Origin of the sequence: uncultured Campylobacter sp. (genome assembly GCF_938045405.1) — a bacterium.
GTDB lineage: Bacteria > Campylobacterota > Campylobacteria > Campylobacterales > Campylobacteraceae > Campylobacter_B.
Genome location: NZ_CALIMW010000049.1, coordinates 1 through 21,688 on the forward strand (window position 1 = coordinate 1; position 21,688 = coordinate 21,688).

Annotated in this window: 19 protein-coding genes and 1 pseudogene; 8 read left to right on the forward strand and 12 right to left on the reverse strand. The window is 48.3% G+C overall.

The genetic code is table 11. From position 1 onward, the window contains the following. The 7 genes from carB to Q0140_RS01485 all read right to left on the reverse strand — a co-directional run. On the reverse strand, positions 1–2,705 hold a 2,705-nt coding region (gene carB / locus Q0140_RS01455; protein ID WP_297960912.1), incomplete at its 3' end, for a carbamoyl-phosphate synthase large subunit. Further along, on the reverse strand, positions 2,705–3,454 hold the full coding sequence (mreC, locus tag Q0140_RS01460; RefSeq protein ID WP_297960915.1) for a rod shape-determining protein MreC: 750 nt from the start codon (positions 3,452–3,454) through the stop codon (positions 2,705–2,707). The genes mreC and carB, both read right to left, overlap by 1 nt. After that, positions 3,447–4,481 (reverse strand): rod shape-determining protein, encoded by a 1,035-nt coding sequence (locus Q0140_RS01465; protein ID WP_005869818.1) that lies wholly within the window; start codon positions 4,479–4,481, stop codon positions 3,447–3,449. Before Q0140_RS01465 ends, mreC begins: the two co-directional genes overlap by 8 nt. 9 nt (positions 4,482–4,490) lie before the next feature. Further along, positions 4,491–5,729 (reverse strand): ATP-dependent protease ATP-binding subunit ClpX, encoded by a 1,239-nt coding sequence (gene clpX, locus Q0140_RS01470; protein ID WP_295152772.1) that lies wholly within the window; start codon positions 5,727–5,729, stop codon positions 4,491–4,493. Then, positions 5,729–6,517 (reverse strand): acyl-ACP--UDP-N-acetylglucosamine O-acyltransferase, encoded by a 789-nt coding sequence (gene lpxA, locus Q0140_RS01475; RefSeq protein ID WP_297960918.1) that lies wholly within the window; start codon positions 6,515–6,517, stop codon positions 5,729–5,731. Before lpxA ends, clpX begins: the two co-directional genes overlap by 1 nt. After that, the gene (gene fabZ, locus Q0140_RS01480; RefSeq protein ID WP_177386946.1) at positions 6,517–6,966 is read right to left on the reverse strand and encodes a 3-hydroxyacyl-ACP dehydratase FabZ; all 450 of its coding nucleotides are present in this window, start codon (positions 6,964–6,966) and stop codon (positions 6,517–6,519) included. The genes lpxA and fabZ overlap by 1 nt, the downstream gene beginning before the upstream one ends. 33 nt (positions 6,967–6,999) lie before the next feature. Further along, complete coding sequence (locus tag Q0140_RS01485; protein ID WP_297960921.1) at positions 7,000–8,133, reverse strand: epoxyqueuosine reductase QueH; 1,134 nt, start codon at positions 8,131–8,133, stop codon at positions 7,000–7,002. Between the two features lie 65 nt (positions 8,134–8,198). Between Q0140_RS01485 and Q0140_RS01490 the strand changes: the two genes are divergently transcribed. The 6 genes from Q0140_RS01490 to Q0140_RS01515 all read left to right on the forward strand — a co-directional run bounded on the left by Q0140_RS01490 (position 8,199) and on the right by Q0140_RS01515 (position 15,265). After that, positions 8,199–11,561, forward strand: a complete 3,363-nt coding sequence (locus tag Q0140_RS01490) for a DUF748 domain-containing protein (protein WP_297960924.1) — start codon at positions 8,199–8,201, stop codon at positions 11,559–11,561. A gap of 50 nt (positions 11,562–11,611) precedes the next feature. After that, positions 11,612–12,373: a 4-hydroxy-tetrahydrodipicolinate reductase gene (gene dapB, locus Q0140_RS01495; protein ID WP_297960927.1), complete on the forward strand. Its 762-nt coding sequence runs from the start codon at positions 11,612–11,614 to the stop codon at positions 12,371–12,373. 28 nt (positions 12,374–12,401) lie between these two features. Next, positions 12,402–12,593, forward strand: a complete 192-nt coding sequence (locus Q0140_RS01500) for a nucleotidyltransferase domain-containing protein (RefSeq protein ID WP_297960932.1) — start codon at positions 12,402–12,404, stop codon at positions 12,591–12,593. A 52-nt stretch (positions 12,594–12,645) separates the two neighbouring features. Then, positions 12,646–13,992: an amidophosphoribosyltransferase gene (purF, locus tag Q0140_RS01505; RefSeq protein ID WP_297960935.1), complete on the forward strand. Its 1,347-nt coding sequence runs from the start codon at positions 12,646–12,648 to the stop codon at positions 13,990–13,992. A gap of 20 nt (positions 13,993–14,012) precedes the next feature. Further along, positions 14,013–14,369, forward strand: a complete 357-nt coding sequence (locus Q0140_RS01510; RefSeq protein ID WP_297960938.1) for a DUF488 family protein — start codon at positions 14,013–14,015, stop codon at positions 14,367–14,369. A 470-nt stretch (positions 14,370–14,839) separates the two neighbouring features. Next, positions 14,840–15,265 carry a TOBE domain-containing protein gene (locus Q0140_RS01515; RefSeq protein ID WP_297960941.1) on the forward strand — a complete coding sequence of 142 codons (426 nt, stop codon included), beginning with the start codon at positions 14,840–14,842 and terminating at the stop codon, positions 15,263–15,265. Between the two features lie 885 nt (positions 15,266–16,150). On the opposite strand, the gene Q0140_RS01520 is transcribed toward Q0140_RS01515, so the two are convergent. After that, complete coding sequence (locus Q0140_RS01520; RefSeq protein ID WP_297960944.1) at positions 16,151–16,699, reverse strand: NAD(P)H-dependent oxidoreductase; 549 nt, start codon at positions 16,697–16,699, stop codon at positions 16,151–16,153. A gap of 369 nt (positions 16,700–17,068) precedes the next feature. Between Q0140_RS01520 and bcp the strand changes: the two genes are divergently transcribed. Beyond that, positions 17,069–17,596, forward strand: coding sequence for a thioredoxin-dependent thiol peroxidase (gene bcp / locus Q0140_RS01525; RefSeq protein WP_297960947.1), 528 nt, complete (start codon positions 17,069–17,071; stop codon positions 17,594–17,596). A 723-nt stretch (positions 17,597–18,319) separates the two neighbouring features. Here bcp and Q0140_RS01530 read toward each other — a convergent pair. From Q0140_RS01530 to Q0140_RS01545, 4 genes are all read right to left on the reverse strand, one after another. Beyond that, on the reverse strand, positions 18,320–19,078 hold the full coding sequence (locus Q0140_RS01530; protein ID WP_297960950.1) for a hypothetical protein: 759 nt from the start codon (positions 19,076–19,078) through the stop codon (positions 18,320–18,322). A gap of 14 nt (positions 19,079–19,092) precedes the next feature. Then, positions 19,093–19,455: a hypothetical protein gene (locus tag Q0140_RS01535; protein WP_297960953.1), complete on the reverse strand. Its 363-nt coding sequence runs from the start codon at positions 19,453–19,455 to the stop codon at positions 19,093–19,095. 51 nt (positions 19,456–19,506) lie between these two features. Continuing rightward, positions 19,507–20,028 carry a hypothetical protein gene (locus Q0140_RS01540; protein WP_297960956.1) on the reverse strand — a complete coding sequence of 174 codons (522 nt, stop codon included), beginning with the start codon at positions 20,026–20,028 and terminating at the stop codon, positions 19,507–19,509. A gap of 503 nt (positions 20,029–20,531) precedes the next feature. Beyond that, positions 20,532–21,404 carry a neutral zinc metallopeptidase gene (locus Q0140_RS01545; RefSeq protein WP_297960960.1) on the reverse strand — a complete coding sequence of 291 codons (873 nt, stop codon included), beginning with the start codon at positions 21,402–21,404 and terminating at the stop codon, positions 20,532–20,534. Between the two features lie 189 nt (positions 21,405–21,593). Between Q0140_RS01545 and infA the strand changes: the two are divergent. Further along, positions 21,594–21,688, forward strand: a pseudogene (gene infA / locus Q0140_RS01550) (translation initiation factor IF-1); the annotation flags it as partial.

The following is a 21,688-nucleotide window of genomic DNA, read 5'->3' on the forward strand; positions in this document are numbered from 1 at the left end:
ACGCAGATATGGTTTTTAATACGCGGCTTTAAAATTCCCTTCTCTTCGACCAGTACGCCGAACTCGTCGTAAAATTTCAAAGCCTCGCGCAAGCCTCCTTGCCACATTACGCGGGTAGCGACCTTAGCCATCGGAATTCCGCTCGCCTTGCTGACAAACGGCACGGTGCGGCTCGCACGCGGATTTACCTCGATGATGTAAAGCTCGTTTTCAAAAATCGCGAATTGAATGTTCATAAGCCCCACGACGCCGAGATTTAGCGCGATCTCTTTGGTTTGGCGACTTACCAGATCAATCATCTCCGCACTTAGACTAAGCGGCGGCAAAATACTCGCGCTATCGCCGCTGTGAATGCCCGCCTCCTCGATATGCTCCATTATCGCGCCGATATACACGTCGCGCCCGTCGCAGATCGCATCGACGTCAAGCTCGGTCGCGTCAAGTAAAAATTTATCTATAAGCACCGGCGAGTGATCGCTCACGCGCACCGCCTCGCTCATATACTGCCTAAGCTCGGCTTCGCTATGCACGCGCCGCATCGCGCGACCCCCGAGCACATAACTAGGGCGCACGAGCACCGGATAGCCGATAGCAGCAGCCTTTTCGATTGCTTCGGCTTCGCTTATGGCGGTATCGTTTTTGGGTTGTTTGACGCCGATACTTGCGATGAACTCGCTAAATTTCTTGCGATCCTCCGCTACGTCTATAGTGCGCGCGCTCGTGCCGATGATCTTGGCTCCCACGGTGCTTAGGCGCTTGGCGAGCTTTAGTGGCGTTTGGCCGCCGAAATGCACGATCACGCCGTCCGGGCTTTCAGCCTCGATGACCGCTCTAACGTGCTCGAAATCGATCGGCTCGAAGTATAAAATATCGCTCGTGTCGTAGTCGGTGCTGACGGTTTCTGGGTTGCAGTTATACATTATCGTGGTGATCCCCATATCGCGCAGAGCGTAGCTGGCGTGCACGCAGCAGTAGTCAAACTCGATGCCCTGTCCGATGCGGTTCGGGCCTCCGCCGATGATGAGGACTTTTTTATTATCTTTTGAAATTTTACGACTTGCGATGGCGGGCGTTATGTTGGTACTGGAGTACAGATACGGGGTAAGCGCCGCAAACTCGCCCGCACAGGTATCTACTTCGTTGTATTCAAGGTCGATGCCCTGTCTGGCGCAGGCAAAATGGATATCGTTTTGCGTAAGACCCAGATTGTCCTTTTTGTTGATCAAATTTGCGATCATCTTATCGCTAAAGCCCCAGCTCTTGGCCTGTCTTAGAAGCGCCGCGTCGTTGATGATCTCCATATCGATGCGCTCTTCAAATTTTACGATCTGCTCGATCTGGCTCAAAAACCAGCGATCGATCTTGCTAAGCTCGTAAATTTGATCCACGCTCATGCCCGCTCTAAAGCCCTGAGCGATGTATAAAATTCTATCTTGCTGCGCGTTGCGAAGCCCGAAGATGAGATCCTTCTCGCTCAAATTTAGCTCCACGAAGCCGAAGTAGCCCTTCTCCAGCGAGCACAGCGCCTTTTGAATGCTCTCTTTAAAGCTGCGCCCGATCGCCATCACCTCGCCGATACTCTTCATCGCGGTGCCTAGATAGGGGTTTGCGCCCGGGAATTTTTCAAACGCAAAGCGCGGAATTTTAGTCACGATATAATCGATCACCGGCTCAAAGCTCGCAGGCGTGCCGGTGATATCGTTTTTGATCTCATCCAGGCTAAAGCCCACCGCCAGCATCGTAGCGACCTTAGCGATCGGATAGCCCGTAGCTTTGGACGCGAGAGCCGAGCTGCGGCTTACGCGCGGGTTCATCTCGATGACGATCATCCGCCCCGTTTGCGGATTTATCGCAAACTGCACGTTACTGCCGCCCGTATCCACGCCGATCTCGCGTAAAATTTTAAAGCTTGCGTCGCGCATCGCTTGGTATTCTTTATCAGTAAGCGTAAGAGCGGGCGCGACCGTGATGGAATCTCCCGTATGCACCCCCATCGGGTCGAAATTTTCGATCGAGCAGACGATGATGCAGTTGTCCTTATGATCGCGGATCACCTCCATTTCGAACTCTTTCCATCCAAGCAGACTCTCTTCGATCAAAATTTCATTTATCGGGCTTACATCTAGCCCATTTTGCGCGACCTCTTTAAACTCGTCGATATTATACGCCACGCCGCTGCCTGCGCCGCCTAGGGTATAGCTAGCGCGGATAATGAGCGGAAAGCCGATCTCATTAGCAGCAGCCATCGCCTCTTCGATGTTGTAAGCGTATTTGGATTTGGGCAGATCCATTCCGATCTTAATCATCGCTTCTTTAAATTTTACCCTATCCTCGCCCTTTTTTATCGCTTCAGGCTTGGCGCCTAGAAATTTCACCCCCCCTAGCTCGCCGCTTTCGTAAGCCTCCATCGCGACGTTTAGCGCGACCTGTCCGCCCATCGTAGGCAGGATCGCATCGACGCCCTCGCGCTTTATGATACGCAAAATGCTCTCTTTGGTGATCGGCTCGATATAGGTAGCGTCGGCAAAATCGGGATCGGTCATAATGGTAGCGGGGTTAGAGTTTATTAGCACTACGCGGTATCCGAGGCTCTTTAGCGTCTTGGCCGCCTGCGTGCCGCTGTAATCAAACTCGCACGCCTGACCGATTACGATCGGACCGCTGCCGATCAGTAAAATCGTCTTAATATCATCTCTTTTGGGCATCAATTTTCCTTTGTAACGACATACAAAAACGCCGGCATCTCGGAGCTCACGTAGGGCTCTACGACGGCGCTTTTGTATAGCTTCCCGCTTTGAATCTCTTTAACTTTCCCTACCGGCACGCCGGCAAAAAAAATCCCGTCCTTGCCGCTGGTAAGTACCTCATCACCTACCTTGGGATCAAGCCATTGAGGGATGTATCTAACCACGAGCTCGTTATTCTCGCCGCCTGCGACGCCAGGAATTTGAGCATCTCCTATGAAAACGGAGAAATTACTCTTCTCGTCACGCTGTAAGATCGCAAGCGGACGCCCATCTTTATTTACTAGAATTCCCGCGGTCTTGCCCTCACTGATGAGGCCGTAAATTTTGTTCGGATTAAAATTTTCAAAATTTACGAAGAATTTGTTGTAGTCGTTTAAATTTGCATAGCTTAGCGCCTTTACGAGCTGGACTTTGGGCTCATAAACAGAGCTGTTTTTGTCGATCAAAATTTTATTTAGCTCGCCTGCGAACGTGCTAAGCAGCATCGCCGATTTTTTTAGCTCGGCGTTTTCTTCTCGTAGAGCTTTGATCGTCTCTGCCTGGTTAAAATGCTCGTTCACAGCGCTTTTTACCCGATCACTCACGCCGTAATAAACCTCTAAAATTCCTCCTGCAAATCCGATAAATTTGCCGTGGATATACGAGCCGAACGTAAGCGAAACGGCTACCAGCAAAACCGCGACGAGGAGGAGTTTGAGATTAGTCATTTGCCGCTTGTTTTAGCGATTTGATCTCTTCTAGGGCTTTTCCCGTGCCGTTTGCGACGCAAAGCAGCGGCTCGTCCGCGACGAAAACCGGAAGCTTTACGGTGTCGCTTAGATACTTATCCAATCCGCGAATGAGCGCGCCGCCGCCCGTTAGCACGACGCCGTTTTCGACGATGTCGGCGGCGACTTCGGGCTGAATGCTCTCTAGCACAAATTTTAACGCATCTGCAATCTCTCTGATCGAGTCTTTGATCGCCTCTCTAACGTCCTCGCTCGTAAGATCGACCGAGCTTAAAAGCCCGCTGATCTGGTCTTTTCCTTTGACCGTGTAGGTAAGATCTTTTTGCTGTTGCACTGCCGTGCCGATCTTGATCTTAATCTCCTCGGCAGCGCGCTCGGATATGAGCAGGCTATATTTTTCTTTGACGTAATTAACGATGCTTGCGTCAATCTTATCGCCCGCGACGCGGACGGATTTGGCGCTGATGATACCGCCTAAAGAGATAACGCCGATCTCGGTGGTACCGCCGCCGATATCTACGACCAGCGAGCCGCGCGCTTCATTGACCGGCAAACCCGCACCGATCGCCGCAGCCATCGGCTCTTCGATTAGATAAACCTCGCGCGCGCCCGCTATCATCGCACTTTCGCGCACGGCTTTACGCTCGACCTGAGTTAGCCCGTAAGGAACCGAGATGATGATGCGCGGGCTTACGAAAAAGCGGCGCTTGTGGGTCTTTTCGATAAAATACCTAATCATCTTCTCCGTCATATCAAAATCCGCGATAACGCCGTCCTTCATCGGGCGCACCGCCTCGATATCGCCAGGAGTGCGTCCTAGCATCTCTTTAGCCTCGGCGCCCACGGCGATGATCCTTTGCTTACCGTAGCGTTCGTTTTGTACCGCGACGACGCTCGGTTCGTTGATGATGATGCCTTTATCTTTTAGCAGCACGAGCGTGTTTGCCGTGCCTAGATCAATACCCATATCCCTAGAAAATAATCCTAGAATCGAATCAAGTAACATTTATCCCCTTTATGCAGTTAAATTTTGTTTTACAAGTATCGGCTTGGAGACGCCGTCTACGACCTCTTTCGAGATTATGACATCATAGCCTTTAAGCTCAGGCAGATCAAACATAATATCGATCATGATCTCCTCGATTATGCTGCGAAGCCCGCGCGCACCGGTTTTGCGCTTGATAGCAAGGCTCGCGACCTCTCTTAGCGCGTCGTCGTCAAATTTTAAATTTGCGCCGTCTATCGCAAAGAGCTTTTGATATTGCTTTAAGATCGCATTCTTCGGCTCGGTTAAAATTCTAACCATAGCCTTTTCGTCGATCTCATTTAGCGTAGCCACTACGTGCAAGCGCCCGATTAACTCGGGGATTATGCCGTAATGCACCAAATCGTCAGCCTCGACCATATTTAGCAAATTTAAGCTCTCTTTCTTGCTGCGCTTGGTTTGATTAAACCCTAACACGTTCTGCCCGATGCGGCGGTTGATGATCTCGTTTAGCCCGTCGAACGCGCCGCCGCAGACGAATAGGATATTAGTAGTATCGATCTGGATGAAGTCCTGATTTGGGTGCTTGCGGCCGCCCTTTGGAGGGATATTTACGACGCTTCCTTCGATGATCTTAAGCAGCGCTTGCTGTACCCCTTCGCCGCTTACGTCGCGCGTGATGCTGCGGTTTTCGCTCATTCGCGCGATCTTATCGATCTCATCTACGAAAACGATACCGCGCTGCGCCTTCTCTACATCGCCGTCCGCGGCCTGTAAAAGGCGGGTGAGGATATTTTCTACGTCCTCGCCGACGTAGCCCGCTTCCGTTAGACTCGTAGCGTCGCTAATGGCGATCGGCACGTCCAAAAATCGCGCCAAGGTCTGCGCCATAAGCGTCTTGCCGCTGCCGGTAGGTCCGATAAGCAAGATATTTGATTTTGAAATTTCTGTATCGTCACCCTTCGCGTCGGTCTGTCTGAAAATTCTTTTATAGTGGTTGTAAACGCCGACACTAAAAATTTTCTTAGCGCGCTCCTGACCGATGACGTAGCGATTTAGCACTTCCATCAGCGCCTTTGGCTTGATAGCCTCGAAATCGATCTCTTTATTTTGATTTTGTATCGCCTCATTTTGACCCTCGCTGCCGTGGATAGCGGCATATGCCATATCGATACAATAGCTGCAGATAGCCGCCGTACCGTCGTCGTTAGGATAGATACGACGCCCGTCCGCGCCCGTCTCACCGCAAAAACTGCACTTATTTGCCATTAAATTTTACCTTTATCTAGCGGAATTCCGCGTTTTGTGTTGATTATAAACTCGCACATCTTGCGCACGTTTTGATCGCTCGTTTCGTTTAATAAAATTTGTGCCTGCTCCTTTAAACCCCCGCCTTGGTTGAATAAAAATTTATACGCCCTATTTATCGTCTCGACCGTCTCTTTATCGAAGCGGCGGCGGATGCCCGTTAAATTTAGCCCGCGGATATAGGCGCGATTTCCCTCGGCTAGGCAAAACGGCACCACGTCCTGACTAAGCGCGCTAGCCCCTGCGATCATGCAGCTCTCGCCGATTTGGACGAACTGATGCACGGGGGTAAGTCCGCCGATAACGGCATAATCGCCCATTACGACGTGGCCTGCGAGTGTGGCGTTGTTGGCTAGGATTATGTTGCTTCCCAGCACGCAATCGTGCGCGATGTGGCAATACGCCATCATAAAGAGATTATCGCCGATGCGCGTAAATCCGTCGCCCTTATGCGAGCCCGAGCTGATCGTGCAAAACTCGTGAATCGTAGCGTTTTTGCCGATGATTAGCCCCGTGCGCTCGCCATCTTTAAAGCTCATATCCTGCGGAATTTCGCCTACGATCGCGTATGAAAAAATTTTAGAGTTCTCGCCGATTTGCGTATCGCCGATGATGCGCGCGCCCTGCTTGATCGTGCAGCCGTCTGCGATTTTAGCCTGCGCGCTTACGAAAGCATACGGCTCGATCGTTACTTCGGCTCCGATCTGGGCGCCATCCTCGATGATCGCCGTGTGGTGAACTTTAGCCATCATTTATCCATTATCATCGCTTGAAGTTCAGCCTGCGCGGCCAGTGTGGCGCCGTCGTTGATGTAGGCTTCGCCTTTTAGCACCCAGATGCGTCCGCGGTGTTTGATTACGCTGATACGATACTCAAGCTTGTCGCCGGGGCGGACCGGGTTTCTAAATTTAGCGTTGTCGATACTCATAAAATACACGACCTTATCGCTTAGATCGACGCCCTCTTTCTCCATGCTCTTAAACGCCAGCACGCCGCCCGCCTGCGCTAAGCCCTCGATTATCATTACGCCCGGATAGATCGGATGGCCTGGGAAGTGACCCTGAAAGATCTGCTCGTTGTAGGTTACGTTTTTATAGGCCTTGATGCTTTCGCCTATGCTGAGCTCTTCGACGCGATCTATCAGCAAAAACGGAAAACGATGAGGTAGGATGGAGAGAATTTCGTTTATATCTATCATTGATCTGCCTTTTTTAGAAATTTTAGAATCTTATCAAATTCTTACTAAAATTTCCCTAACATCTAAAAATATGCGCGAGAGCCCGTAAATTTGAACTTTGGCGGCTCTTATCTCGTCCGTGACGATGATCGGCGAGAGCGAGCCCGCAGCGCACAGGGCGGCGCGAGTTTTATTTTGGCGCGCTAAACTCGGCGGGTTTTTTGGCATTTCGGATACGCTTTTGAAATTTGATCTTGAAATTTCGTTAAATTTCGCCAGGTTTAAAATTTTAATCTCGCCCTTGTCGCTGCAAAAAATTTCGCACTTCCGCTCTATGCTAAGCTTCATGTTTTCGCGCGTAAAATGCGAGCCAAATAGCACAAACGAGGGCACTACACGCTCGTCAAATTTAATCCATGCGCGCAACAAGCGGTAGTTTAAAAATTGATCGCGCAGCACGCTAAATTTAACTCCTTTTCTTTCAAGCGCACAAAGCTTTTTGTAAAATTTCAACTTCTCCTCTACCGAAGCGGGCAGGATTTGCCGATCGATCGGCGACATTAGTTCGTAAATTTCAGCGCCTTGGGCTAAATTTTGCTTCAAATCCGCCGTCAGACTTCCGCCCGAATTTCGCTCGGCCTTTCGCTGTTCACCCCGCTGCGCCGTAAGCGCGTAGATGCAGCCGCAGTAATTTTGATGATAGAGCGCGTCTTTTTTCGCAAGCGCAAACTGCTCGTTCGTGCCGCCGTTTTTGCGAAAATCCGGCGCGATAAACTCCAGTCCGCAGCGCTCGCAGATACGTTGCAGCGAGGCGCAAAGTTGAGAGTGCGATTTTTTGGGGCTCATCAGAAGCGTCGTGGTGATTTTGCGCTCACCTAGGCTTAGCGCGAGCTCGGCCGTTTTTTGCATGCGAAAATCAAAGCAAAACTCGCAGCGCGCGCCCTTTTCGGGCTCGTTTTCAAGCCCGCGCGCGCCATCTAGCCAGCCCTGAAAATCATACTCGCCCGGGATAAATTTAATCCCTAAATTCTCGCAAACCCGCTTCGCGTCGTGCATTCTAAGAAGGTATTCGCCGCAAGGGTGGATGTTTGGATCATAAAAATAGCCTATTAACGGCTCTTGTGTGAGCTCTTTTAAGCGGCGCAAAAAATAATCGCAATCGACCGAGCAGCAGATGTGAACCAGCAAAATTTAACCCTTTGCACGAAATTTTTGGATATAATTTTACGCTATCAAAATTAATGAGCGGAAAAATGAAAAATTTTTTTATAAAACACCGACGTAAGTTTGCTTGCGGCTTGGGCGGATTTGCGCTATTTTACGTGCTTGCGGGCTTTTTCGGCGTGCCACTTTTTATCGAAAAGGCGCTTCCTAAAATTCTAGAGGGCAGAGCAAACTTTAGCGTGCAGGACGCTAAATTTAATCCCTTTACCTACGAGCTAAATATTACGCGCCCCGAGCTTAGCACCTTTAAGCCGCTGTTTAGCGCGGATGAGATAAATTTAAAAATCGGTTTTTCGAAGCTTTTTAAAAAGACTCTCGCAGTAGAAATTTTGCATCTCAAATCGCCTAAATTTCACGTCGAGCGCGAGCAAAACGGCACTTTCAATTTCGAGCCTCTTATTTCGGATCAAAAGAGCGAAAACAAGGATGAAAACTCCAGCTTCAACGTCACGCTGAATAATTTTAAGATCGAGCGCGGCTCTCTGGGCTACGTCGATAACTCCCTAAAAAGGCCGTTTTCGCTCATCTCGACCGAGCTAAATTATGAGATCAACGGGCTAAGCTTAAAGGACGAAACGATCGGCGAACACGATTTAAGCGCCGTTTCGCGTACATACGACGCGCTGAGCTTCGATGGAGCCATCGACCTGGCGCCTCTTCGTCTGCACGGCAAGGTAGATATCTCGCGGCTGAAAATCGATCCGTTTTGGCTATCGTACCTCGATCCTAGCAGCGTGCGGTTTAAGAACGGCTTCCTTTCCGCTACTCTAAATTACCGATTGAGCCTCGATGAAAATATAAAATTTGCGCTTGAAAACTCAAAGCTCGAGCTTGAGAGCCTAGAAATTTTGCAAGATCAAAATTTAATTTCGCTAGACTCACTAAAAATCCCGAGCTTTGAGCTGAATACGGACGTTTCGAATGAAATTTCAGGCAAAGTGATGATTCCGCAAGTGCTAGTTTCGGGCGCAAAATACGATATGAACGAAACCAAAATTTCCACGGGCTTTGAGGGCGCGCGGGTCGCGGATTTTGCGCTGGATTTTAATAAAACGGGGGCAAACTTGCGGCTAAACTCCGCCGTAAAAAGCGTAGATCTAAACCGCTCAAGCTTTGCAAACCCGCAAATTTCGGTCGTCTCAAACGATACTAAAATCACGGAAAATTTTTTGAAATTTAACGCCGAAGGTAACGATACGGCCCTTCATACGGGTTTTGGCGCCTTTAGTATCGCGGATACGCAGATTACGCTAGCGCGCAGCGATAAAATTTCGGTCGCCGCAACCGAGCTGGGCGCATTTAGCTACGACAAAAAGGGCGCTCAAAATGGCGTAAGCCTGGAGTTTGCTAAAATTTCAAACTCCAAAATCGCAAACAAAAACGGAATTTTTAGCGGATTTGAAAGCTTCGGCGTGCAAGGGGTGAAATTTAACGTCGCGGATCTCGATCTGGGCGTGGATAAAATTTTGCTAAACGAGCCGTTTTTCAACTCGGAAGTGGGCGTTAACGGCGCCAAAAGCATAAACGATCTGGCGATTTTAAGCGCGATTTCTAAAAATCCTGCGAGCTTTAAAAAAACGGCGAGCGCGGGCGATGCAAACCCTACGGATGTAAACTCTACGGCAAGCGGCGCAAATTCGGATTCTAAAAAGCCTGCCAAAAGCCCCGCTTTAAAATTTAAGATCGGTGAGGCCTCCGTAACGGGCGCAAAGGCTAAGATCGGCGAGAGCTTTATCATTAAAAACAACGTGCACGAGATCAAGGATTTTAGCGCCACATTAAGCGGGCTAAGCTCGAATTTCGCCGAGCCTTTCGGCATCAAAGCAAATCTCATCACGGGCGAGATCACGGCTAGCGCGGACGGTAAGGCTAGCATCGCGCCGCTTAACGTAGGCGTGAGCTTTAGCCTAAATGTGCCGAACTTGGGCGTCTTTAACAAATATGCGGCGGAATTTATCGCAGGCTCCATCGCGGGCGAGCTCGCTATGCAAGGGCAGCTGAAGCTTTCAAACGCATTCTCGCTCGAAGCAAAGCTATCAGGCAAGGGCTTGGCGCTAAGCTCGGGCAGGGATAAAATTTTCTCCCTTGCGTCGCTGAATGTCGCGCAAATCGCGCTAAGCCCAAGCTCTCTCACGCTAAACAAGATCGCTCTTGGCTCACCCGCGGCAAATATCTCGCTAAATAAAGACAGGCGTTTAAATTTGCTCTCGTTGATAAAGCCCGCCGCGCAGGCAAAACAGACCACAAAGCCCGCCGAAGCTGCGCCTAGCAGACCCGCAAAAAGCAATGCAAACTTTGCGTGGAGCGTAAAAAATATCTCGCTTAGCGGCGGAAGTTTAAATTTCACCGATGAGAGCCTGGGCACGCCCTTTAAACTGCGCATCAGCGATATGAAAGCAAGTATCAGCGAGATCAGTCCGAAGCGGGCGGCGGATATTAAGTTTAGCTCGCTCGTAAGCGGAAGCGGGTTAGCGAGCATCACGGCGCGCGCCTATCCGATGGATTTTAAACGTAAAAGCGATATAAACGTCGTTTTAAAGGAGATCCCGCTTGCGCCCGCATCGCCCTATACCGCCAAATATATCGGCAACGAAATCGCAGGCGGTAAGCTAAATTTAAAACTTGCCTACAAAATCGACGATGGCAAGCTAAACGCAAGCAATGATCTAAATTTAGACCGCTTCGAGCTCGGCAAAGAGGTGCAGAGCAAGGATGCGCTGAGCCTTCCGATCGGTCTAGTCGTATCGATCCTAAAGGACAGCGACGATCAGATCGATATTAGCCTGCCTCTAAGCGGCACGCTGAGCGATCCGAAATTTAGCTACGGCGCGCTCGTTTGGGGCGCGGTCAAAAAGCTGCTATCTGACATCGTGTTAAGTCCGTTTAGATTTATGGGAAAGATCGCGGGCGTAGATACGAAAAAGCTCGAAAGTATCGATTTTGAGGCGGCGAGCAGCGAAATTTTAATCAGCGAAAACTCTAAAATAGATGATTTAGCCAAGGTCGCAAAAGCCAAGCCCGAACTTAAGATCATTCTAAACTCTGCGTATAACGAAAAGCTCGATACTCACGAGTTTAAAAGGCGCTCGCTGCAAAATACCCTCACGCTGATGTCCAATAAGCAAGGCCTCTCCACGGATGAAGCCATAGCGGCGCTTAAGATCAAATACGGCATCAAATCCGGCGGCGATGAGGCGATGGAGGAGCTGATAGGGGCGCAGAAATTTACCCGTTCGCGTCTTGATGAGCTAGCCCTTGCCAGGGCGGCCGCCGTGCAAGCGGCACTCGTGCAGCGCGGCGTAAGCGCCTCTCGCATAGAGATCAAAAAACCAAGCGAAGCCGAGCTCAAACAAAATAGCTTCATCCCGCTAAGCCTCGGCGTAGAGAGGTAGTGTAAGCAAAATTTGGCTATACTAAGCGGACTAAATTTAAAGGAACGGCGATGATAAATATAGGAATTCACGGCGGAAGCGGCAGAATGGGCACGATGATCTACGAATGCCTGAAAAATTTCGATCAGGCGCGAGCAAGCGTGATCTACACGGTCGCGCCGCTTGATTATACGCCGAGCTGCGCTGTAGTAAGCAGCTACGACGAGCTTTTTAGCGGCTGCGACGTCGTGATAGACTTCACGATCCGAGACGGCGCAATAAATTTAATGAAATTTGCGCTTTCGCATCCAAAGCCGCTTTGCATCGGCACAACGGCTCTAGGAGATGAGGGCGAGCGGCTACTGCGCGAATGCAGCGCAAAAATGCCCGTGCTGCACGCTACGAATATGAGCCTGGGCGTCGCGGTGCTAAACAAACTCGTAGCGCTTGCCAGCAGGAGCCTGCGCGATTTTGACTGCGAAATTTTAGAGATGCACCACCGCCACAAAAAAGACGCCCCAAGCGGCACGGCGATGAGCCTTGCGGAAAGCGCCGCGAGCGCACGCAAGCTAAGCTTAAAGGACGTGCGCATAAGCGGTCGCGACGGGCTCATCGGCGAGCGCGGCAAGGACGAGATCGCCGTGATGTCGCTGCGCGGCGGCGATATAGTCGGGCGCCACACCGTGGGATTTTACGGCGAGGGCGAGTTCATCGAGCTAAATCATACGGCAACTTCGCGCGCGACCTTTGCCAGAGGCGCGATAAAGGCCGCAGTTTGGCTAGCGCCCCAAAATAGCGGGCTTTACGGTATCGACGACTGCTTAGGAATCTAGCGTTTGCGGCTAAATTTAAGAGGAAAAAATGCCAACCAAAGATGAAATTTTAAATTTTTTGCGCGAGCTAAAGCCGGAGCTTGAAAGCTTTGGAATTTACAAAGTTGGGCTATTCGGCAGCTACGCCACAGGCGGAGCGAATATCGCCGAGACGTTTAAAATTTCAGCCGATCTATTTGATGAGGCGCCGACAAAATGCCGGATGGCGAGCCGTCAATGATAAAACAAAATATAGATAAATTTCTAAAAAATAAAATTTAAGAGGTTAGAAAATGTGCGCAATCGTGGGAGTCATAAATTCCGAAGGTGCGGCTAAGACCGCGTATTACGGGCTTTTTGCCATGCAGCACCGCGGCCAGGAGGCAAGCGGCATCAGCTCGAGCTTCAACCATCATATCAAAACGATCAAAGCCACGGGGCTCGTGACGGAGGTTTTTGGCCCCGCGAGTTTTGAGCTTTTAAAGGGTAACATCGCGATCGGCCACAACCGCTACGGCACCGCGGGCGCAGACAGCCTGAAGGACGCGCAGCCCGTTGCGGGCAACTACGCTCTTGGGGAGATCTCGATCGTTCATAACGGAAATTTGATCAATAAAGACGAAATTCGCCGTAAGCTCGTAAGCGAGGGGGCGATCTTTCAGTCCGGCATGGACACCGAAAATATCCTGCACCTCATCGCACGCAGCAAGCAGGAGCATCTAAAAGATCGCATCGTCGAAGCTCTGAATCAGTGCGTGGGCGCGTATTCGCTTCTGATTTTAAGCCGCTCGAAGATGTTTGCCGTGCGCGATCGCTACGGCGTGCGTCCGCTCAGCATCGGCAGGCTAAAAGACGGCGGCTACATCGTCGCGAGCGAGACCTGCGCGTTTGATCTCGTAGGAGCCGAGTTCATCCGCGACGTAAAGCCCGGCGAGATGGTGATTTTCGAAGAGGGCAAGGATGGGTTCAGCTCGGTTCAAATTTTAAAAGCTGCGGAGGCTAGAATTTGCGCGTTTGAATACATCTACTTCGCGCGTCCAGACAGCGTCGTAGAGGGCAAAAACGTATATGAAGTCAGAAAAAAACTGGGCGCTGCGCTCGCGCGAAAATGCGGGAGTTTAAAAGCCGATTTCGTCGTGCCCGTGCCCGATAGCGGCGTGCCGGCGGCGCTGGGTTTCGCGCAAGAGAGCAAGCTGCCCTTCGAGATGGCGATCGTGCGCAACCACTACATCGGCCGCACCTTCATCGAGCCGACGCAAGAGGTACGAAATTTGAAGGTCAAACTCAAGCTAAATCCGATCGGCGCGGCACTGCACGGCAAAAGCGTCGTCGTCGTGGACGATAGCATCGTGCGCGGCACCACGAGCAAAAAGATCGTCGAGCTTCTGCGCCATGCGGGCGCGGCGCGCGTGCATATGTGCATCGCAAGCCCCGAACTAAAGTATCCCGAGCGCTACGGCATCGATACACCGAGCGTGCGCGAGCTGATCGCCGCAAATATGAGCACGGATGAAATTTGCAAATTTATAGGCGCCGACAGCCTCACGTTCCTTAGCGTGCCTGAGCTCGTAGAAGCGCTTGGGAGCGAGCGCAAATACTCGCTCGTAAGCTTCGACGGCGATTATTTTATCAAAGATTAGCGAATTTAAAGGAGCAAACTATGACAAAATTTAAGATTAAGCGCGTCTATGAGAGCGCGGAGAAAGAGGATGGATTTCGCGTACTATGCGACAGACTTTGGCCGCGCGGCATAAAAAAAGACGCGCTGGAGCTTGATATGTGGGCAAAGGACATAACGCCTAGCACCGAAATACGTAAGCTTTTCGCGCATAAGCCTGAGAATTTCGCCCATTTTAAGGAACTTTACCTAGTCGAACTTGAGCAAAATCCCGCCGTGGCGGAGTTTTTAAAAGCGGTTAAAAACGAGCCGGTCGTCACGCTACTATACGCCGCAAAGGACGAGCACTGCAACCACGCGATGATTCTGCGTGATTTTCTGCAAAGCAAGGTGCGCTAAAATTTTGCGCTCAAAGTGCACTGCTCGCCATATTTTAAAGCAAATGTAAAACCGCCTCGCTCGCCAATCCACTCGTAAAACCGATGCGCGAGGCGTAAAATTCAGCGAACAGGCGTAAGCGGAGCGCTCTTAAAGCCTTATCGGGCGCGATTTGAGATAAATTTTCTATCCGGATGTGCACTTCGCATGCGCATAAAACAAACGCTAAATTTTGCGTCAGAGCTTTAAAAAACGCAAAATTTTATAAAAAGCAAATAAAATTTCAAGGAAAATAACTCGATTTAATATATGCAAATTTAGAATTTCATCTATTTTTTAACGCTATTTTTCATAATGCAAGCTAGGAATTTAAAAAGTGAGCTTAATACAAATTCGCAACAAATCAAATTAATTTCTTACACGCAGCATTTTTAAATTTCATTTAAGGATTTGCCGCTAACATTGCTCGTAATTTTTTACAAGGAGAAACAATGGCAATAAGTGCTAGAAATCAGCTTCACGTCGTAATCAGCGACGTAAAAATAGGTGCGGTAAATTCGCTAATCACAGCTAAAACCAGAGGCGGCGACGTGCTAAAAGCGACCGTTACGGTCGATTCTGAAAAAACTTTGGACTTAAAAGCAGGCAAAGAGGCGGTATTTTTATTCAAAGCCCCGAATGTCATCATTTCAAAGGGAGAAAATGATCTTCGCCTAAGTGCTGCAAATCAACTAAAAGGCAAAATCACCGCCGTTAAAGAGGGCGCAATCAATGCTGAAATCGATGTCAGAACCGCAGGCGGTGAGAATCTAAGCGCGATCGTCACAAACGGCTCCGTTAAAAATTTGGCGCTAGCAGTCGGCGACGAAGTAACTGCGATCGTCAAAGCTACTCAAATCATCGTCGGTGTAAAATAATCCTGCATTGTGCGAACCGATGTGCACGCTTTAAACATCACAAAATCAAGGAGCGAAATTTTATAAATTCTGCTCCTTCTTCAAAAACCTTTTTTGATAAATCAAATTTCGTAGCAGCTCAAATCGCGCTATAAGCGCTCTTTTCTCTCATGCGCGCAGATACACCCCGCGCGACATCCAGCCCCAATCACACCAAGAGCGGTCTTACCCTATTTTACCGCAGTGCGCATTTCGCGCAGGCTTTGCATCTATGCAGCAGGTAAGTCCACGCGCGATATATTTATGAAACGCAGACCTCTCTTCACTCTGCCCGCTCGCTTATAACAATGTGCTTTCATATTTTGCGCGCTCGCTACACTACTTTGCTCGGTAATGACCGATCACTACACTTTTACAGCGGCAGGCTCGGCATATCTTTTCGCGGTGGCGGTGCGATGTTTTGCAAAATACTACGCGATGCGGTAAATTTTAAAATTTAAACTCTCCAAGTGCGACAGAGACCGCTTCACAAAACCCAGACTCAATCCAAAAATCACGACACACACTTCACCCCCTACTTTACCGCTTGCTGCGAAATTTAACCACTCTTGCGCAAATAAGACACGATGAGTTTTACGCCGATAACTTCGAGCCAAACGCTATTCGTGCCTCCATAGACGACAACATTAGCTAGCCGATGTGCACCTTTTAAATACACTTGTACCTTGCAAGCAATCAACGCTGGCTACGACGAGTACACGCACGTATTAGTCGTAGCCATCCATAGCGTGTTTCGATCTACTTTGAGCTTTTGTCGATCGGCTCGTTAAAAGGCGTAGATTCCGCGAATAAAATCACTCTTGTAAAATTTCAGCTCATCGCCGCGGGTAACGGGCATTTGCTTTGCTAAATTTGATACTCGCCGGGACTTAGTTCGCCTCGTAAAAGTTTGCCGAAGCGTGCGGCCGCGGTCTCTACGGCATCGTCGCCAAACTCGCCCGGCTCAAATCCGCCGCTGATAAACGGCACGGCAAAATCCATCCCGCAGTAGTTTGCCGCGATCTTAAGCGGAGTTAAAATTTCATCCATGCTATAGCCTATCGCGCCCTGTTTAGAGTACTCGCTAAGCGGTGTACTGGCGCTTAGCGCGAGCTGCAGGACCTTGCCCTTAAGCGCGCCGGAGCCCACCAGCTCGTGCGAAAAGACGATGTCGATATAGGCTTTTAGCATAGGCGGTACGTTTAGCCAGTACAGCGGGTACAAAAATACGATGCGATCCGCGCCGCGTAGCGCGTCTTGCTCTGCGCGGGCGTCGATGCGCGTAGTATCGGTGCCGTAAAGTCCTTCCAAATGGCGTACCTCTACGCCAGCAGCGCCCTTTGCGACCTGCGATAGAGCTTTGTTCACGCGCGAGGCGGCGAAATTGGGATGCGATAAGATCACGAGCGTTTTCATGTTATTTCCTTTGTTAAAATTTGCAGAATCATATCGTTAAAAAGCTAAAAGTAGATTAAGAGGGCTTGTAAAAATGAAGAGTTATTTTTTCTTGTGAGGAACCTGGATTTGCGTGGCACGATAGATACGAAGCGCTCTCGTACCATACTGCCTCAAGGCATGTGCAACAAAATGTTTTTACGCGTGCCGCAAAGTAAGCTCCCACGCTCGCCCTCGTCTAAAACGATCTTACTTACAATCCGTCCAATGCGCGCGCAGCTGTCGCGCGGGGCAAAATTTCATCCAAGCAAGGATAAATTTATGAAAAAAGATTAAAATTTAGCCGCGATTTGGGCTACGAGCCCGAAAATTTCAAAAAAAGGACACGATATGCAGAAAAAAACACAGATCGAAGACGAGTTTAGCGCAGAGGATCGCGAGCGTAAAATCACGCTGCAAGTGGGAGACATAGCACCCGCTTTTACGCTGCAAAACGCCGACGGAGCGAGCGTCGCGCTAAAGGATTTCGCAGGCAAAAGGGTCGCGCTGTATTTTTACCCCAAGGATAACACCCCCGGCTGCACGACCGAAGCGTGCGAATTTAGCGCCGCATACGATGATTTCATCGCCGCAGGCTGCGTGATCGTCGGCATCAGCCCCGACAGCGCCAAATCCCACGCGGGCTTCATCGCCAAGCAGAGCCTAAAGCACATCCTGCTGAGCGATCCGCAGCACGAGGTAGCCAAGCTATACGGCGCGTGGCAGGTGCGCAAAAACTACGGGCGCGAGTATCTGGGCATCGTGCGCTCGACCTTTCTGATCGGTGCGGACGGCAAAATTTTAAAGGTCTATAAAAGCGTCAAGGCAAAGGATCACGCCGCAAAAGTGCTTGCAGATCTGCTAGCTGCGGGGAAATAAAGCGCTAGGCGGCGTTTTGAAGCGCGGCTCTGGCGCATTTGGGCGCTAAGCTTTAATTATGAAATTTATGCACTGAAATTTATTATGGAATTTCGGCGTCAAATTTAAGCGCCGAAGCTTCGGCATTAAAATTTCGCCTTAAAATTTTGCCTCAGAATTCCGACGCTAATTTGAAAATAAAATTTCAAAGCGGGGCTATATCTGCGATTTTAGCGGCAAATTTTATCGCCCCAAACCAAAATTTTAAAGGAAAAATAGGAAAAATTTAATCATCCTAGCTCACCCCGACATCGAAAATTCACTCATAAACAAGCGGTTTTTGAAAAAGGCCGCCGCGCAAAGCTTCGAGGAGCTTATCGCTCTTTTCCTCGCCGCGCTCACGGATAAAAGCGCCGCGAAATATCCGCTTTCTTGCTTTGCGTAGCGGTATGCGATGCTAGCAAAGCGGTACTGCGAGCGCGGGCAAAGCAGAGCTAGGGGTATGAATAAATTTTGCCTTCGCGCAAAACTTACCTCGTAAATTATATCAAAGCTTCAAAATTTTAACTTATGATGAAAGCAGAGCACAAAAAATAAGTGCCTATCGATATATATAAACGCTATAGGTAAATTATAAACAAGAGTATATAGCCGATGATAACAAAGTTTTATGCTCTACAATTGAATTGCAAGATTTTAAAATTTTCTATTTAAGATCCGGCTCCTCGTCAAAACGATATAATTCTATCTATTTTGAAATTCGGTAACTAAAGCAACCGCTATATCCTCGCGTTTTTTAGTATTGACTTTTCTGCTCTCAGCCAGTTTAAATCTTTTAAGATTATATTCCGCAGCTTGTCTATCTCTATCGGCATCTAATCTACTATTTAAAGCATTGATTTCTGATATGGCAGACGCTTGAGCCAAAGGATCGTCAGTCATCTTTCTAACATAGGCAGCTCTTTCCTCTGGAGACATAGAGTATCCGCCTTTGCTTCCATAGCCTGTATCAGCTAGAGCCGGCGTATTAAGGGTCTCAAGCATTCGCAATTTGTTAATATATTTAGCATTATCAAATTCCTGTTGAGCTTTTACTTGCATATAATCCAATTCTTCCTCTTGTAAATCAATCAACTGCCTTTCTTGGGCTGTAGCCCTAGAAGCTAATACATTGGCTGCAGCATTTTGTGCCTCTGTGCCGCCTATGCCTAGATTAGCTAATCTTTTCATAATTTGTTGATTATCTTGAGCTTCTTGTTGTTTAGTTCTGGTTTTATTGGTTGGCATATAGTTTCTATCATAGAAAGCCACGGGTCCCACATTTTGCATAATTCGCAAATTCTCAGAATTTTGCTGTGCAAGAGCGGTAAGCTCTTGCATTGCTTCTTTATTATAATTTGGATACTTATTCAAAATAGCGTTAATTTGGCATTCAAAACTATCACATTCTCCATAACAAAAGCTTGCGGTAATAGACAGCAAAATAATTACTAAAATTTTCATTTTTTATCCTTTTTTCACTTCATAGAATTTAATGCCGGTGCCAGAAACATTATAGCTACAACTATTATCGTGGCTATCGGCAAATGGAGATAATAAAATCTCGCGAAATCCGTTCGGTTAATTACCCTAAATGGAATTTTAAGCGAATACACTATTAAGTCCAGCGCATATAGCACAAGTAAAACGACGATGGCAAATAATGCCTCCAATAAAAACAGAGCGTAAAATAACGTATCACCAAGTACTTTTGCTATAGTATTTTCATGCATTCGAATGTTTTTAGCACGATAATAAAATTTTAGACAAACCGATATTATAGCCCCAACTAAAAAACCAACTAGAAGCTTTACCCCCAATATTAATCCTAAATTCTCCATATCTCATTCTTTTGATTTAGGTAAAGCATTTAAAAAAATCATTTGCTTTATCTAGTTAAATTTAGATTCTATAGGCTTCATTGCCCTTACTTTAGCCTGATCCTCATTACTTAGATCACTCAAAAGCTTTATGGTAATTACCCCCTCGTTGGCTTCAATCTGCTTTTCATCTTTAGCTAACTGTGGAGTCAAATTCCACATAGCACCCGTCGCAGGATCAACAATCAGATAGCCAAGAAGTCGGCCAAATATCAGATTACCCCCTGCATACCAACCATTTACGGTGCCTTTAATTTCAAAACCGATATCTTTATAACCAGGTTTGGTAACTTGCACCCAATATTTTCCACCGCTAAAAAACGCATGTTTTTTATGTAGCGCGATGCTAAAAGGAGTATGGTTTTGGACAATAGTTTTATTGGCATCTTTCAAGTCCAGTATAGTAACCTGTGCGCTCGTAGGATCAGATTTAAAGGTAAAGCTCTCGTCGCCTCCGCCTTTAATAATACTAGCGCAACCGCTAAATAGCACCATAATTCCACCCAAAAAGGCAACTAAAAATACGTTTTTCATAAAAACTCCTCATTTAGAAAATACGGCGATATTCTACCCCCCCCCCCCTGAATTTGAGATAAAAAATAGAGGTAAATGAATAATTTATTTATAGAATTTATACAAATTTACAATTATAAGTAAAGTCATAAGATTTGAAATAAGAATTTAAATTGGAATTTTAATGTTTGCTCAAAAGTAGTAAATTTTACTGAAGCATAATTAGCATATAGATTGCTCGCGTATTATTTAAGATGGAATTCTTGTTAAAATATCGCACGACATGCGTTAAATCGGAATTCTACTTAAATTTAATCCCTTTTACAGACTAGTAAAACAGTCTTTTAATTTACACGATACTCAAAAAAGCGCGCATAGGATATAAGGCTGACCACCGTTATGCGAGGCGAGCGCGCCGTCCGAACTTTTTATCGCCGATTATTAAAATTCTAAAATTCTGCCTCCAAGCTCGGCGTTAAATTTTAAAATTTAAGCCGCCTTTATCTAGCTCACAAGCCCGCGCCTTACGGCTCAAACGAGCAGGCTTTTAGGTTTCCGCCCGCTAAGCCCTTTTTAAACCACTCTTTGCGCTGTGCCGAGGTGCCGTGCGTGAAGGAATCGGGTACGACGCGACCGCTAAATTTGCGCTGCAACGTATCGTCGCCGATCGCGCTGGCGGCATTTAGCGCCTCGTCGATGTCGCCCGCCTCCAGCACGCGCCCTGTTTTTGCGAGATAGTGCGCCCAGACCCCCGCGTAGCAGTCCGCCTGTAGCTCGACTTTGACCTGAAGTGCGTTTTGCTCGGCTTCGCTGCGAGCGCGCCTTTTTAGAGCGGCGACCTGCTCCAGCGTGCCGACTAAATTTTGAACGTGATGCCCTACTTCGTGCGCGATGACGTAGGCCTGCGCGAAGTCGCCGCCCGCTTTGTATTTGTTCGCAAGCTCGTCGAAAAAGCTAAGATCGAGATAAATTTTACGGTCCCTCGGGCAATAAAAAGGTCCTGTCTGCGCGCTCGCAAAACCGCAGCCGCTTGCGATCTGATCGCGGAAGAGCCGAAGTCCGGGCTCCTCGTAGCGCGCGCCCGCACTTTTAAATATCTCGCCCCAAACGTCCTCGGTTTGGGCTAGCACCGCCGAGACGAAGGCGAGCTTTTCTTGCTCCTGTGGGCTATCGGTCGGCTCTCTTTGCGTGCTGGCGCCTCCGTCTAAAAGCGCTAAAGGGTTGTAGCCCATAAAATACGCTACGACGCCGATTACGAGCACTATGCGCCCGATCTTTGAGCCGAGCAAAAACCTAATGATCGGGATCAGCATCCCAAGTGAGCCCGAGCTCGTGCGCATGCTGCTTGCGCGGTCATCCTCCACGTTTGAGCTTCGTCTGCCGTCTTGCCATTTCATGTTTTTCCTTTAAAATTTTTGAGCCATTATACTAAAATTTTAAAAAGAGCGCCGTCTTGCTTTTGCAAAAACAATGCGCGCGTAGCGAAATAAATCTGAAATTTTGCTTATTTTAAATTTCTTTTAAGCTGTTTAAAATTTTAAATTCTATATAATCGCCCTTTTTAAATTTAAAAGAAAGGAGAATTTGTGGCAAAAGACGACGTCATAGAGATCGACGGCAACGTCATAGAAGCGCTGCCGAACGCGACTTTTAAGGTTGAGCTAGACAACAAACACGTGAT